Source organism: Pseudonocardia adelaidensis (genome assembly GCF_039543345.1).
Taxonomy (GTDB): Bacteria; Actinomycetota; Actinomycetes; order Mycobacteriales; family Pseudonocardiaceae; genus Pseudonocardia; species Pseudonocardia adelaidensis.
The window spans coordinates 154,371-166,743 of the sequence record NZ_BAABJO010000006.1; the positions used below are offsets into that span (position 1 = coordinate 154,371).

A 12,373-nucleotide genomic window follows, 5' to 3' on the forward strand; every position below is an offset into this window, starting at 1 on the left:
TTCGCGCAGGGTCGTGGCATGACCAGCAGCACGACCACCGACGCGCCGGCGGACACCGCCGGGAGCGACTTCGCCCGCCTCTCCGCGCGGGTGGCGGCGGCAGGCCTGACGCGCCGCCGCCCCGGCTACTACCTGGCCCGCTTCCTCCTCGTCGGCGCCTTCGCCGCGGCCACGGCCACGGCGTTCGTCCTGCTCGGCGACTCGCCGTGGCAGCTCGCCGTGGCGGCGGCGGCCGCCGTGCTGTACGGCCAGATCGCGCTGCTCGCCCACGACGTGGCGCACCGCCAGGTCTTCCGCACCCGGCGCCCGTCCGCGATCACGGGTCGCCTGCTGGGCAACCTCGGCATCGGCATGTCGTACGGCTGGTGGCAGGACAAGCACACGCGACACCACGCCAACCCGAACCACGAGGGCCTCGACCCGGACGTCGAGGCCGGCGCGCTGGTGTGGACCGGCGCGCAGGCGCGGGCGAGCCGCGGCCTCAACCGGCTGATCAACCGCCACCAGGCCGCCTTGTTCTTCCCGCTGCTCACGCTCGCCGGCCTCGACCTGCGCCGCGCGAGCCTGCAGGGGCTGCTCGGCGCGAACGGTACGAAGGTGCGCAGCCGGGGCCTGGAGCTCGCGCTGCTGGGCGCGCACGCGCTCGGCTACCTCGCCGCGCTGCTCGCGGTGCTGCCACCCGGGCTCGCGCTGGCGTTCTTCGCGGTGCACCAGGGCCTCTTCGGCGTCTACCTCGGCTCGATCTTCGCTCCGAACCACAAGGGGATGCCGATGCCGACCGAGCGCCTCGACTTCCTGCGCAAGCAGGTGCTCACCTCGCGCAACGTGGCAGGCGGGCGGCTCACCGACGGGCTCCTGCACGTCGCGATGGGCGGGCTGAACCACCAGATCGAGCACCACCTCTTCCCCAGCATGCCGACGCCGAACCTGCGCCGGTCCCGGCGGCTGGTGCGGGAGTTCTGCGCCGAGATCGGGGTGCCCTACCACGAGACCGGGCTCGTGCGCTCGTGGGCGGAGTCGCTGGGCCAGCTGCGGAGGGCGAGCGCCCCGCTGCGCGCCTGATCGGGGCTCAGGAGAGCAGGAGCAGGCCGGTGGGGATCGCGACGAGGCAGACGGCGGCGAGCCGCACCAGCACCCGCACCGTCGTCGGCAACGGGGCCGGCGGCCTGCTGATCCGCAGCAGTCGCCGGTCGAGGGCGTCGGTGAAAGAGCTCAGCGCGGCCGCGGGGGCGGCGCCGCCCACCCGGCGCAGCGCGCCGGTGAGCTGCTTGGGGGTGACGGCCCCCGAGGCGACGTCGTCGGCGCGCATCTCCACGAGCGCGGCCACCGCCACCTGGGCGCACACCATCCCGCGCACGAACGGGGCGGTGGCGCCCCAGGCCACGAACGGCAGCACGACCAGGTCGTGCCGTTCCCGCAGGTGCGCCTGCTCGTGGGCGAGCACGGCCTTCACGGCGGGCGGGTCCAGCGCGTCGAGCACCCCCGCCGAGACCACGAGCCGCGAACGCAGCCCGGGCAGGCAGTACGCCACGGGCACCGGGTGGTCGAGCACCTGGGCGTGCGGCACGGACGGCCACGGCGTGGCGAGCAGGTCGAGCAGGTCGCGGTGCCGCCGGCGGGCCTTCAGCGTGCGGGCCGTGACCACGACGAGCACCCCGACCAGCCGCAGGGCCAGCACCAGCGCGGCGAGCAGGGCCAGGACGTGGGTGATCCCGAGCTCGGGGAGCCTGCCCGCCGCGAGCGTGTCGATGGCCTCGTCCACCGCCTCGGGGAGCCCGGGGCCGAGCGGGGCGAGGCCGTAGACCAGCCCGGACCCCAGCAGGGCGAGCCCACCCGCGAGACCGATGGCCTGCCAGACGAGCAGGGCACCGACCGGGTCGCGCACGGGCCAGTGCGCCCGCGCCAGCGAGCGGCTCACCGGCTCGGCGAGCAGCACACCGAGCACGAGCAGCCCCAGTGCGGCGCCTTCCATGAGCACTAGTGTCCCGGACCGGGGGGCCGGGACGTGCACCGGTGGATCCGGCCGGTGCGGTCATCGGGGAGCTGGGCCGCCGACCGAGGTGGCGGACCCGCGGTCCGGGACACCGGGACGTCAGTCGAGCAGGTCGCGCAGCGCGGCGCGTTCGTCCTCGGGGATCGAACCGAGGAACCGGGCGAGCGCCGCACCGCGGTCGGGCGCGGCGTCGAGCGCGTCGCGCATCAGCTCGGCGACGTGGTCCTCCCGGCTCGCGACGGAGCGGTAGCGGTGGGCGCGGCCATCCCGCTCCCGGGTGACGAGGCCCTTGCGCTCCAACCGCCCGAGAACGGTGAGCACGGTGGTGGTGGCGAGGTCACGGCCCGCGAGCGCGTCCTGCACGTCGCGGGCGGTGACGGGTGCCGTCGCCGACCAGAGGGTCTCCATCACGGCGCGTTCGAGCTCACCCAGTGTCGGCACGACACCCATTCTACCGGAGGTAGAAGCCTACTGGTACCACCCCAGTGGATCTCGGGGAATCTCAGTGGATCTGGACCTCGTCGCCCACCTGCAGGAAGGCGAAGAAGGCCTCGGCGTCCTCGCGGGTGAGCTTCACGCACCCCGCGGACGGGGTGTCCTGCGTGCCCTGGTGGAACGCGATGCCGCCGTCGGCGAAGAACACCGAGTACGGCATCTGCGTGAGGTACTCGCGGCTGGTGTACTGCTCGGCCTTCCACTGCACCTTGAAGGTGCCCCGCGGGGTGGGGTCCTCCTCGTCGCCGTGCTGGATCCGGACCGGCCCCCTGACCACGTTGCCGCTGTCGATCAGCCAGGCCTGCCGGTCGTCCAGCGCGACGCACGCCCGCGCGGTCGCCGTGCAGGGCGTGCCGGCCACCAGTCCCGGCCCGCCGCCACCGGACGGGGCGCCCGGGGCCGGCTGCCCGGTCGGCTTCGACCCCTGCGGGGCGCGGGCGTCGGCCGGCGTGTCGGGGTCGGTGGGCGGCGCGGCGCGGCGCGGCGTCGACTGCGTGGCGTCCGGCGCGGCCGCGCGCAGTCGTCCCGGCGCCTCCCGGTCGGCGCCGGCGTCGTGGGCGTCGTCGGGCTCGGCAGCGGGCGGGCGCTCCGCAGGCCGCGCGGGGCCGGTCACGGCGGGCGCCGGGGCCGCCGGGAGGCCGGGGGCGGTGAGCTGGGGGTCCGCCTGCGCGTACCCGAATCCCAGCAGCCCGGTCGCCACCGCAGCCACCACCGCGCCCACCGCCACACGGGCGGCCGGTAGCCGCCGCGCGCTTCTTCCCATGTCGCCTCCCGGATTCCTGCACCGTCAACGATCAGAACCCACAGAGGTGACGGGCTGTCATCCGTCGTGCACGGGGAGTTGCCCAAGTCGGCGTGATCACGGTCACGATCGCGGCACGGCAGGCCGTAAGCTGCGTCGCATGGTGGCCGGGGAACTGCGGATGGGCACCGCGGCGGGGCGGTGGGTGCTCGTCACGACGGTGCTCGGATCCGGGCTCGCGATGATCGACGGCACGGTCGTGAACGTGGCGCTCGAGCGCATCGGCACCGACCTCGACGCGGGGTTCGCCGGCCTGCAGTGGACCGTCAACGCCTACACCCTCGCGCTCGCGTCGCTGATCCTGCTCGGCGGCTCGCTCGGCGATCACTTCGGCCGCAGGCGGGTGTTCCTCGTCGGCGTCGCGTGGTTCGCGCTGGCGTCGCTGGCCTGTGGGCTCGCCCCGGACATCGGCACCCTGATCGCGGCGCGCGCGTTGCAGGGCGTTGGCGGCGCCCTGCTCACGCCGGGCAGCCTCGCGCTGATCTCCGCCTCGTTCCACGGCCCGGACCGGGCCGCGGCCGTGGGCGCGTGGTCCGGGCTCGGCGGCATCGCGGGTGCGGTCGGCCCGTTCCTGGGCGGCTGGCTGGTCGAGTGGAGCTGGCGTGCGGTCTTCCTGATCAACATCCCGCTCGCCGCGCTGATCATCGTGATCGCGCTGCGACACGTCCCGGAGAGCAGCGACACCGAGTCGGCGCCGGGGCTCGACCTCACCGGCACCGTGCTCGCCGTGATCGGGCTCGCCGGGCTGACCTACGGCCTCACCGGGCTCGGCGCGGGCGGCGCGGACCCGGTCTCGCTGGTCGCGGTGGCCGTCGGGGTGCTGGCGCTGGCGGCGTTCGTACTGGTGGAGCGGCGCTCGCCGCACCCGCTGGTGCCGCCCGCCCTCTTCCGGAACCCGACGTTCACCGCCGCCAACCTCGCCACCGTCCTCATCTACGGCGCGATGGGGGCGGTGTTCCTGCTGCTGGTGCTGCAGCTGCAGGTCGTGGCCGGCTTCACGCCGCTCGCGGCCGGCACGGCCCTGCTGCCGGTCACGGTGCTGATGCTGCTCTTCTCCGCGCGGGTGGGTGCGCTCACCGGGCGGATCGGCCCCCGGCTGCCGATGACCGTGGGGCCGCTGGTCAGCGCGGGCGGGCTGCTCCTGCTCCTGCGCGTAGACGCCACGACGTCGTGGTTCACCGACGTGCTGCCCGCGATGCTCGTGTTCGGTGCCGGGCTCACGCTCACCGTGGCCCCGCTCACCGCCACCGTGCTCGACGCCGCCCCGGACCGGTACGCCGGCGCCGCCTCCGGGGTGAACAACGCGGTGGCCAGGGCCGCGGGCCTACTCGCCGTCGCCGTGGTGCCCGGCCTGGCCGGCATCGCGGGTGAGGACTACTCCGACCCCGTCGCGTTCGACAGCGGCTTCCGGGTGGCGATGGTGATCGGTGCGGGGCTGCTCGTGGCGGCGGCGATCACTGCGTTCGCGCTGGTCCGCAGGCCGCGGCCGGCCGCGGAGGCCCCGGATCGCGAGTGCATCCGGGTGGAGGAGTGCTTCCAGTGCCCGGTGAGCGGCCCGCCGCTGCACCCCTCCGGAACCCGGCGGTAGCGACGCCGGCGGCACGTTCGCTCGCACGGTGCGCGCGAACGTGCCGCCCGCTCCGGGGATCAGCTCAGTTTCAGCGCCGCCGCGAGCTCGCGCAGGGCGGGCAGCGGGTCGACGCCCTCGGGCGTCAGCACCTGCGCGCAGACGTGGTCGGCGCCCGCGTCGAGGTGCGCGGTCAGCCGCGCGGCCACCGTCTCCGCCTCGCCATGGGCAACGAGGGCGTCGACGAGCGCGTCGCTGCCGCCGTCGTCCAGGTCGGCCTCGCTCCAGCCGAGCCGCAGCAGGTTGGACCGGTAGTTGACCAGGTGCAGGTAGGGCCGGTCGACGCGCGGACGCCCGAGCGCCCGGGCACGCTCGGGGTCGGTGTCGAGCACCACCTTCTGCTCGGGGGCGACCAGCACGCCCTCCCCGACGATCCGCCGCGCCTCCCGGGTGTGCTCCGGGGTGGTGAGGTAGGGGTGCGTGCCGGCCGTGCGGTCGGCGGCGAGCCGCAGCGCCTTCGGACCGAGCGCGGCGAGCGCCCGGCCCGCCACCGGGACGTCGGCCGCGTCCAGCCGGTCCAGGTAGTCGACCATGGTGGCGTACGGGCTGCGGTACTCCTTGACGGCCTCCGGGTGACCGATCCCGAGGCCGAGCAGGAACCGGTCCGGGTGCTTCGCCGCGATCCGGTGGTAGGACGGCGCGACCTCCTCGGCGGGGGTCTTCCACATGTTCACGATGCCGGTGGCGATCACGATGCGTTCGGTGGCATCGAGCATCGACTCGGCGAGCGCGAGGTCGCCGTCGGGTGACCCGCCGATCCAGATCGCGCCGTATCCCAGTGACTCGGCCTCCACCGCGAACTCGGGGCTGAGGTCCCACTGCCCCCGCCAGATCCCGTACCGGCCCACATCGATCGTCATGTCCCGGCCAACGCGGGCGGGATGCGCGGGCATTCCTGTCGGGGCCCGCGCATAGGGTCGGCGGGTGAGTCGCGAACCGCGGGCGCGGGTACTCGTGCCGGCCGATCCCACCCTGCCCCGTTCGGTCCCGACCGGCACCGAGGCCGTCGTGGTCGGCGGCGGGATCGCCGGGGTCGCGGCGGCGGTCGTGCTCGCCGAGCGCGGCGTCGCCGTCACGGTGCTGGAAGCGGCGCCCACCCTCGGCGGCCGGCTCGGCGGGTGGCCGCACGCCCTCCCCGACGGCACCGAGCAGGTGGTCGAGCACGGGTTCCACGCGTTCTTCCGCCACTACCACACCTGGCGCGCCCTGCTGCGCCGCATCGACCCGGAGCTCGGCTTCCTGCGCCCCGTCGGCGGCTACCCGGTGATCTCCCGCGACTGGCCGGACGAGGATCTCACCGGCCTGCCGGGCGCCCCACCGTTCAACCTGATCGCGCTGTTCGCCCGCTCCCCCAGCCTCGGGCTGCACGACCTGCTCCGGTCCCGCCGGTCGCTCGCCGCCGAGCTGCTGGCCTACGACCGCGTGCGCACCACCGCGCGCTTCGACCACGTGCCTGCCGCGCAGTTCCTCGCCTCCCTCGGCATGTCCGACCGCGCGCAGGCGATGCTGTTCGAGGCCTTCGCACGCTCGTTCTTCGCCCACCCGGGCGCGCTGTCGGCGGCCGAGCTGATCGCGATGTTCCACTACTACTTCCTGGGCAACCCGCACGGCATCGGCTTCGACGCGCCGTCCACCGACCACCGCACCGCGATCTGGGAGCCGTTCGCGGCGTACCTGGAGAAGCTGGGTGCGCAGGTGCGCACCGCCACGCCTGCCCGCACGATCACGCCCGCCGAGGGCCACCGCTGGCGGGTGGAGCTCGACGACGGCGCGCTGCTCACCCGGCACCTCGTGCTCGCCACCGAACCGCCCGCCCTGCGCGCACTGCTGGCGGCGTCCCCGCAGGTGGCGGCGGTGGCGCCGCGCCTGGCCGGTAAGGCCGCCGCGATCCCGGTCGCGCCGCCGTTCGCCGTCACCCGCCTGTGGCTCGACCGCGACGTCGCCGCCCACCGCGCCACCTTCAGCGCCGTGAGCCGCGAGCGCACGCTCGACTCGGTCACGGTGTACTCCCGGCTGGAGGCGCCCTCGGCGGAGTGGGCGGCCCGCACCGGCGGCGCCGTCGTCGAGCTGCACTCCTACGCCTGCTCCGCCCCGGACGCCGCCGCCGCGACCGCGCGGATGCGGGCCGAGCTCGCCGAGCTGTGGCCCGAGACGGCCGCCGCGGGCGTGCTGCACCGGCAGCAGCGGATGGAGGCCACGGCACCGTCGTTCCCGCCCGGCGGCGCCGCGTCACGGCTCACCGTCACCGGTGAGGGCCGCGGCGTGCGGGTCGCGGGCGACCATGTCGACACCGGGTTCCTCACCGGACTCATGGAACGGGCCGCCGCATCCGGCGTGCTGGCGGCCAACGACGTGCTCGCCGAGGTGGGCAGCGGCCCGGAGGAGATCCGCGGTGGCCCGCAGCGCGGTCTGCTGGCCGGGCTCCTGCCCCGCCGCCGGTGAGGGTCGCCTTCGACCCGGGTCCGCGCGACGGCGCGCCACGGATCCAGCGCTTGCGCGAGGACGGCACCGCGGCCGGGTCGCCGGAGCCGCTGCCGGACCTCGCCGCCGTCGCCGAGCTCGAGAAGGCCGAGGCGCCGCGGTGGGTGTTCGCCAGGGCCCGCAGCTACCGGCGGCTGCTCGCCGCGGGCGTCGGGGTGGGCCGCGCGCACGACGTCGAGCTGGTCGAGGGTCTGCTCGTCGCCGCCGACGGGCACTTCGGCCAGCCCCACGGGCTCGCCGCCGCCGTGGCCCGCCTGCACGGCCGCACCCCCGACCCCGACCCGCCCACCGCGGACGACGGCCCGCCCGCGCTGTTCGACACCGCCGCACCCGGCGACGAGCTGGCCGACGTGGTGGCGGTGCACGCGGCGCAGCAGCGGGTGCTGGGCGCGGCCGGACCGCGCATGCGGCTGCTCGCGGCGGCCGAGTCGGCGGGCAGGCTCGTGGCCGAGGAGATGACGGCCGCCGGCCTGCCGTGGCGCGCCGACGTGCACGACCGGCTCCTCGTCGAGCTGCTGGGCCCGCGCCCGGTGCTCGGCGGCCGCCCGCCGAAGCTCGCGGCGCTCGCCGCCGCCGTCGACGCGGCGTTCGGACGCCCGGTCAACCCCGACTCGCCCGCCGAGGTGCTGCGCGCGTTCGCCCGCGCGGGCCACGAGCTCACCAGCACGCGGTCGTGGGAGCTCGAGCGGGTCGACCACCCCGCGGTCGCGCCGCTGCTCGCCTACAAGGAGCTCGCCCGCCTGCACTCCGCGCACGGGTGGGCGTGGCTGCGCACCTGGGTGCGCGACGGCCGCTTCCGGCCGGAGTACGTGGTGGGCGGGGTCGTCTCCGGCCGGTGGGCCACCCGCGGTGGCGGTGCGCTGCAGATCCCCAAGGCGGTGCGGGCGGCAGTGCGGGCGGATCCCGGCTGGCGGCTGGTGGTGGCCGACGCGGCGCAGCTGGAGCCGCGGGTGCTCGCCGCGCTCTCCGGCGACCACGCGCTCGCGCCCGGCGACGACGACCTCTACACCGCGCTCGCCGCGCGCGAGTTCGGCGACGACCGGGGGAAGGCCAAGCTCGCACTGCTCTCGGCGATGTACGGGCAGACGTCCGGCGGGGCCGCCGTGCTGCTCGCCACGCTGCGCCGCCGGTTCCCGGCCGCGATGGCGTTCGTGGAGGACGCGGCCCGGGCGGGCGAGGAGGGTCGCCTCGTGCGCTCGCACCTGGGGCGCACCTGCCCGCCCGCGCAGCCCGGCCACGAGCAGCCGGCCGCGGCGCGGGCCCGGGGGCGGTTCACCCGCAACTTCGTGGTGCAGGCCACCGCGGCCGAGTGGGCGCTGGTGCTGCTCGCCGAGCTGCGCGGGTGGCTGCGGGCCACGGGCAGCCCGGCCGAGCTCGTGTTCTTCCAGCACGACGAGGTGCTCCTGCACGCGCCCGCGGAGGTGGCTGGGGAGACGGCCGCCGCCGTCGAGGCGGCCGCCGCCCTGGCTGGGAGGCGCCTCTTCGGTGCCACGCCGGTGCGCTTTCCGATGCAGACCCGCGTGGTCGAGGGCTACGACGAGCGCTAGGGCCCGGTGATCATCCGACCTGCCTGCCGCCGTCCTGATCGCTCCGCCCGCCGTCAGCGCCCGGTCCGGCGGAACTGCATGTCCATCCAGTGCTCCCACGAGCCGTCGCGGACGAGCTCCCAGCGGGCGGACATCGGCCAGCGGCTCCCCGGCCGCGACGGCCGGCGCCCATCAGTACTCGTCGTGGAGGCGCCACCACTCGTAGGGGGCGGTCTGCGGCCGGCCGGCGGGGGTGTCCTCCCAGGTCTCCTGGCGCCCGAACGGGGTGCGGTCGAGGAGCGACCACACGGTGCCCACCGCCTCCACACCGCGGTCCGAGGTGAAGTAGGTGCGGAAGACGCGGTCGTCGTCGCGCAGGAACACGCTGAGGCCGAAGCCCTCGGCGGTGCCGCAGTCGGCGGCGAAGTCGTTGGCGGCGCTGGAGTAGAACGGCAGCTGCCAGCCCATGCGCTCCCGCAGTGCGCGCAGGTCGTTGTAGGCGGACAGGGAGACGATCGCCATCGTCGTGTCGCGGGCGTGCAGGTGGGCGAGCTCGCTGATCTGGTCGGTGAACATGCAGCAGCCCTCGCACCACGCCGGTCCGCGCATGAACTGGTAGACGACGAGCTGGCGGCGGCCCTCGAACAGCTCCAGCAGGCTCGCCGGTCCGTCGGCGCCCTCGAAGGTGTAGGAGCCGAACTCGACCATCGGCATCCGCCGCCTGCGCGCCGCCAGCGCGTCGCCTGCACGCATGTGCTCCTTCTCCGCGGCCCGCAGCTCGGCCGCCGCGGTGGCCCACTCGTCGGCCGTGACGACGGGTGGGAGCGACGTGCGGGTGGGTGTACTCATGATCGGATCTCCTCCTCCGGGTCGGTCAGGTGCTCGGTGAGGCGGTCGAACGCGCTCGACCAGCCGTCGTGAACGTTCTCGCGGGCCTCCTCGGTGGTGAAGCCCACCTGGTGGAAGGTCATCGCGGTGCGCCCGCCGCCGAGGTCGGCGAGGTCGATGGTGATCACCGACTCCGCGTCCCCGCCGGGCTCGCGCCAGGTGAAGACGAGCCGCTCCGGCGCGCTGACCTCCAGGTAGAAGCCACCCGTCGGGAACTCCTGCCCGGTGGCGTCGACGACCATCGTCGCCTGCCAGGTGCCGCCGGGGCGGACGTCGGCGCTGATGGAGCCGAGCGGTGTGGTGCAGCCGCGCGGGCCGTACCAGCGGGTGAGGTGCTCCGGGTCGGTCCACGCCCGGAACACGAGCTCGCGCGGCGCGGCGAGCTCCCGGGTGATCGTGAACTCCCGGGTGGCGGTCATGCCGGCCCGCCCTTCTGCAGCTCCTGCAGGTGCTCGTCCAGGCGGTCGAAGCTGCCCTCCCAGAACCGGCGGTAGGTCTGCACCCACTCGGCGACGTCCGCGAGCGGGGCCGCCTCCAGGCGGCACGGCCGCTGCTGCGCGTTGCGGCCCCGGCTGATCAGCCCGGCGCGTTCGAGGACCTTCAGGTGCTTGGAGACCGCCGGCATGCTCATCGCGAACGGTGCGGCCAGCTCGGTGACGGTGGCCTCTCCGCGGGCCAGCCGCGCGAGGATCGCCCGCCGCGTGGGGTCGGCCAGTGCCCCGAACACGCCGTCCAGCTGATCGTCCACCACGTATCAAACCTTCCGGTTAATTAACTTCACGGTTCAGGATAAGCGGGCTGTCAACCTTCAACCGATCGGTTGACCGTGCCGGCCACCCCGGACTATGTTCAACCAAGTGGTTGAGCAACTCGACGCGGTCTTCCACGCGATGGCGGACCCCACGCGCCGCGCGATGGTGCGCACCCTCGCGACGGGTGAGCGCACGGTCGGCGAGCTCGCCGCCCCGCACCCGATCTCGCTGGCCGCCGCGTCCAAGCACGTGAAGGTGCTGGAACGGGCCGGCCTCGTGCGGCGCACCGTGCTCGGCAGGCGGCACATGTGCCGCCTCGAGGCCCAGCCCCTCGCCGCGGCGAGCCGGCACCTGCGCCTCTACGAGCGGTTCTGGACCGAGCGCCTCGACGCGCTCGAGGAGTTCGTCACCCGACCCGAGGAGACACCGTGAGCCCGAACCTCGTACCGTCCCCCACCGCGTGACCCTGGTCCGCACGATCTCGGCGACGCCCGAGGCCCTCTACGCGGCCTGGACGGAGCCGGACCGGATGCGCCAGTGGTACGCGACGGTCGTCGACGCCGACGTGCGCGTCGGCGGCCGGTACCGCATCGAGCTGCACGAGGCCGACGGCACCGTCAACGGCTTCACCGGCGAGTACCTGGAGCTCACGCCGCCGACCCGGATCGCGTTCACCTTCACCCACCACGCCGAGACCCCCGAGGACCGGATCAGCGACGAGAGGGTGGAGGTCACCTTCCGCGAGATCGGGCCGGGGTGCACCGAGCTGACGCTCGTGAACAGCTGGGTGGGCCCGGAGTTCGAGCCGTCCTACTACGACGGGCTGCGGGGCGGATGGGAGGACTGGGTCGACCGCCTCGAGAAGGCGATCTAGGCGGCGGGGGAGGACGACCCGCCGACGGCGCCGGCGACGACCCGACCGATCTCCCGCATGCCCAGCGCGTTCGGGTGCACCGGAGCCGCGGGCGCGGTCGGCACCAGGCCCTCGACCCACTTCGTGCCCGGCGGCTGGCAGGCGTCGTGCCCGATCGACGGGGTGTAGGTGTCCACGAACTCGGTGCCCGCCGCGGCCGCCTGCTTCGCCAGCATCGCGTTGAGGTCCTTCTCGACGCCGCGCAGGTACTCGACGTCGCCGGGGCTGAACGGCACCACCGGGAAGCAGCCCGGCCCCTCGTCGGGCAGGATCGCCGGGTAGCCGACCAGCAGCACGCGCGCGTCCGGGGAACGCCGGTCGATCGCCGCGAGCACGTCCGCCACCTTCGGCGCGGCGTCGTCGACGCGCTGGGTGAGCTGGTCGGTGCCGCCCGCCGTGTAGTGGTCCTTGCACGCGCTGCCGGTGGGCTGCAGCGGCGAGCGGGTGGCGCACTCCTGGACGATGTCGCCGAAGCCGATGTCGTTGCCGCCGATCGAGATCGTCACCAGCTGGGTGTCGGGCGTCAGCGCCTCGAGCTGCGGCGGGTTCTTCCCCAGCGGCACACCCTGGGGCCCGGTGATGTTCTCGGTGGTCGCCCCGCTGCAGCTGACGTCGTGGAAGTCGGCGACGCCGAGCTCCTGCGCCACGACCGACGGGTAGTTGTGGTCGGAGCGCAGGCACCCGGCCGGCTCGCCCGTGGGGATCGGCACGAGCGGGCCGGCCGCGTAGGAGTCGCCGAGCGCGACGTAGCGCTGCACCGGCCCCTGATCCGGATCCGCCGCGGCGGGTCCGGCCGTCGCGAACGGGACGGCGATGGCGATCAGGACCGGGGCGACCCATCGAGCCGGGGAGCGGCGCACATGGACTCAACGACGAAGTGATCGTCTCGATACTCC

At 74.9% G+C, this 12,373-nt stretch carries 14 protein-coding genes; 6 read left to right on the forward strand and 8 right to left on the reverse strand.

Features of this window, described 5'->3' with window-relative positions:
• The first annotated feature begins 18 nt into the window (after positions 1 to 18).
• Entirely contained in the window at positions 19 to 1,062 is a 1,044-nt protein-coding gene (locus ABEA81_RS09855; protein ID WP_345604590.1) for a fatty acid desaturase family protein, read from the forward strand.
• A gap of 7 nt (positions 1,063 to 1,069) precedes the next feature.
• Here ABEA81_RS09855 and ABEA81_RS09860 read toward each other — a convergent pair whose 3' ends face one another.
• From ABEA81_RS09860 to ABEA81_RS09870, 3 genes are all read right to left on the reverse strand, one after another.
• Positions 1,070 to 1,972, reverse strand: coding sequence for a M56 family metallopeptidase (locus ABEA81_RS09860; RefSeq protein WP_345604591.1), 903 nt, complete (start codon positions 1,970 to 1,972; stop codon positions 1,070 to 1,072).
• Between the two features lie 120 nt (positions 1,973 to 2,092).
• Positions 2,093 to 2,443 carry a BlaI/MecI/CopY family transcriptional regulator gene (locus ABEA81_RS09865; protein WP_425570492.1) on the reverse strand — a complete coding sequence of 117 codons (351 nt, stop codon included), beginning with the start codon at positions 2,441 to 2,443 and terminating at the stop codon, positions 2,093 to 2,095.
• A gap of 52 nt (positions 2,444 to 2,495) precedes the next feature.
• On the reverse strand, positions 2,496 to 3,251 hold the full coding sequence (locus ABEA81_RS09870; protein ID WP_345604593.1) for a L,D-transpeptidase: 756 nt from the start codon (positions 3,249 to 3,251) through the stop codon (positions 2,496 to 2,498).
• Between the two features lie 139 nt (positions 3,252 to 3,390).
• On the opposite strand from ABEA81_RS09870, the gene ABEA81_RS09875 reads away from it, so the two are divergent.
• Positions 3,391 to 4,878 (forward strand): MFS transporter, encoded by a 1,488-nt coding sequence (locus ABEA81_RS09875; protein WP_345604594.1) that lies wholly within the window; start codon positions 3,391 to 3,393, stop codon positions 4,876 to 4,878.
• Between the two features lie 59 nt (positions 4,879 to 4,937).
• Here ABEA81_RS09875 and ABEA81_RS09880 read toward each other — a convergent pair whose 3' ends face one another.
• A complete protein-coding gene (locus tag ABEA81_RS09880) occupies positions 4,938 to 5,777 on the reverse strand; it encodes an LLM class F420-dependent oxidoreductase (RefSeq protein ID WP_345604595.1) in 840 nt (279 codons plus the stop codon).
• A 64-nt stretch (positions 5,778 to 5,841) separates the two neighbouring features.
• Between ABEA81_RS09880 and ABEA81_RS09885 the strand changes: the two genes are divergently transcribed.
• Both ABEA81_RS09885 and ABEA81_RS09890 read left to right on the forward strand, forming a co-directional pair.
• Complete coding sequence (locus ABEA81_RS09885; protein ID WP_345604596.1) at positions 5,842 to 7,359, forward strand: FAD-dependent oxidoreductase; 1,518 nt, start codon at positions 5,842 to 5,844, stop codon at positions 7,357 to 7,359.
• The gene (locus ABEA81_RS09890; protein ID WP_345604597.1) at positions 7,356 to 8,945 is read left to right on the forward strand and encodes a bifunctional 3'-5' exonuclease/DNA polymerase; all 1,590 of its coding nucleotides are present in this window, start codon (positions 7,356 to 7,358) and stop codon (positions 8,943 to 8,945) included. Before ABEA81_RS09885 ends, ABEA81_RS09890 begins: the two co-directional genes overlap by 4 nt.
• Positions 8,946 to 9,116: 171 nt before the next feature.
• Here the strand turns inward: ABEA81_RS09890 and ABEA81_RS09895 are convergent, their stop codons facing one another.
• From ABEA81_RS09895 to ABEA81_RS09905, 3 genes are read right to left on the reverse strand one after another with little or no spacing between them, the layout of a single operon-like run.
• Positions 9,117 to 9,773: a DUF899 family protein gene (locus ABEA81_RS09895; protein WP_345604598.1), complete on the reverse strand. Its 657-nt coding sequence runs from the start codon at positions 9,771 to 9,773 to the stop codon at positions 9,117 to 9,119.
• Positions 9,770 to 10,231, reverse strand: coding sequence for an SRPBCC family protein (locus ABEA81_RS09900; protein ID WP_345604599.1), 462 nt, complete (start codon positions 10,229 to 10,231; stop codon positions 9,770 to 9,772). Before ABEA81_RS09900 ends, ABEA81_RS09895 begins: the two co-directional genes overlap by 4 nt.
• Positions 10,228 to 10,563 carry an ArsR/SmtB family transcription factor gene (locus tag ABEA81_RS09905; protein WP_345604600.1) on the reverse strand — a complete coding sequence of 112 codons (336 nt, stop codon included), beginning with the start codon at positions 10,561 to 10,563 and terminating at the stop codon, positions 10,228 to 10,230. Before ABEA81_RS09905 ends, ABEA81_RS09900 begins: the two co-directional genes overlap by 4 nt.
• A gap of 106 nt (positions 10,564 to 10,669) precedes the next feature.
• Here ABEA81_RS09905 and ABEA81_RS09910 point away from each other — a divergent pair, with 106 nt between their 5' ends.
• Both ABEA81_RS09910 and ABEA81_RS09915 read left to right on the forward strand, forming a co-directional pair.
• Complete coding sequence (locus ABEA81_RS09910) at positions 10,670 to 10,996, forward strand: ArsR/SmtB family transcription factor (RefSeq protein WP_345604601.1); 327 nt, start codon at positions 10,670 to 10,672, stop codon at positions 10,994 to 10,996.
• 28 nt (positions 10,997 to 11,024) lie between these two features.
• Positions 11,025 to 11,438 carry an SRPBCC family protein gene (locus tag ABEA81_RS09915; RefSeq protein WP_345604602.1) on the forward strand — a complete coding sequence of 138 codons (414 nt, stop codon included), beginning with the start codon at positions 11,025 to 11,027 and terminating at the stop codon, positions 11,436 to 11,438.
• On the opposite strand, the gene ABEA81_RS09920 is transcribed toward ABEA81_RS09915, so the two are convergent.
• Positions 11,435 to 12,337 (reverse strand): SGNH/GDSL hydrolase family protein, encoded by a 903-nt coding sequence (locus ABEA81_RS09920; protein ID WP_345604603.1) that lies wholly within the window; start codon positions 12,335 to 12,337, stop codon positions 11,435 to 11,437. The genes ABEA81_RS09915 and ABEA81_RS09920 overlap by 4 nt on opposite strands.
• Between the last annotated feature and the right edge of the window lie 36 nt (positions 12,338 to 12,373).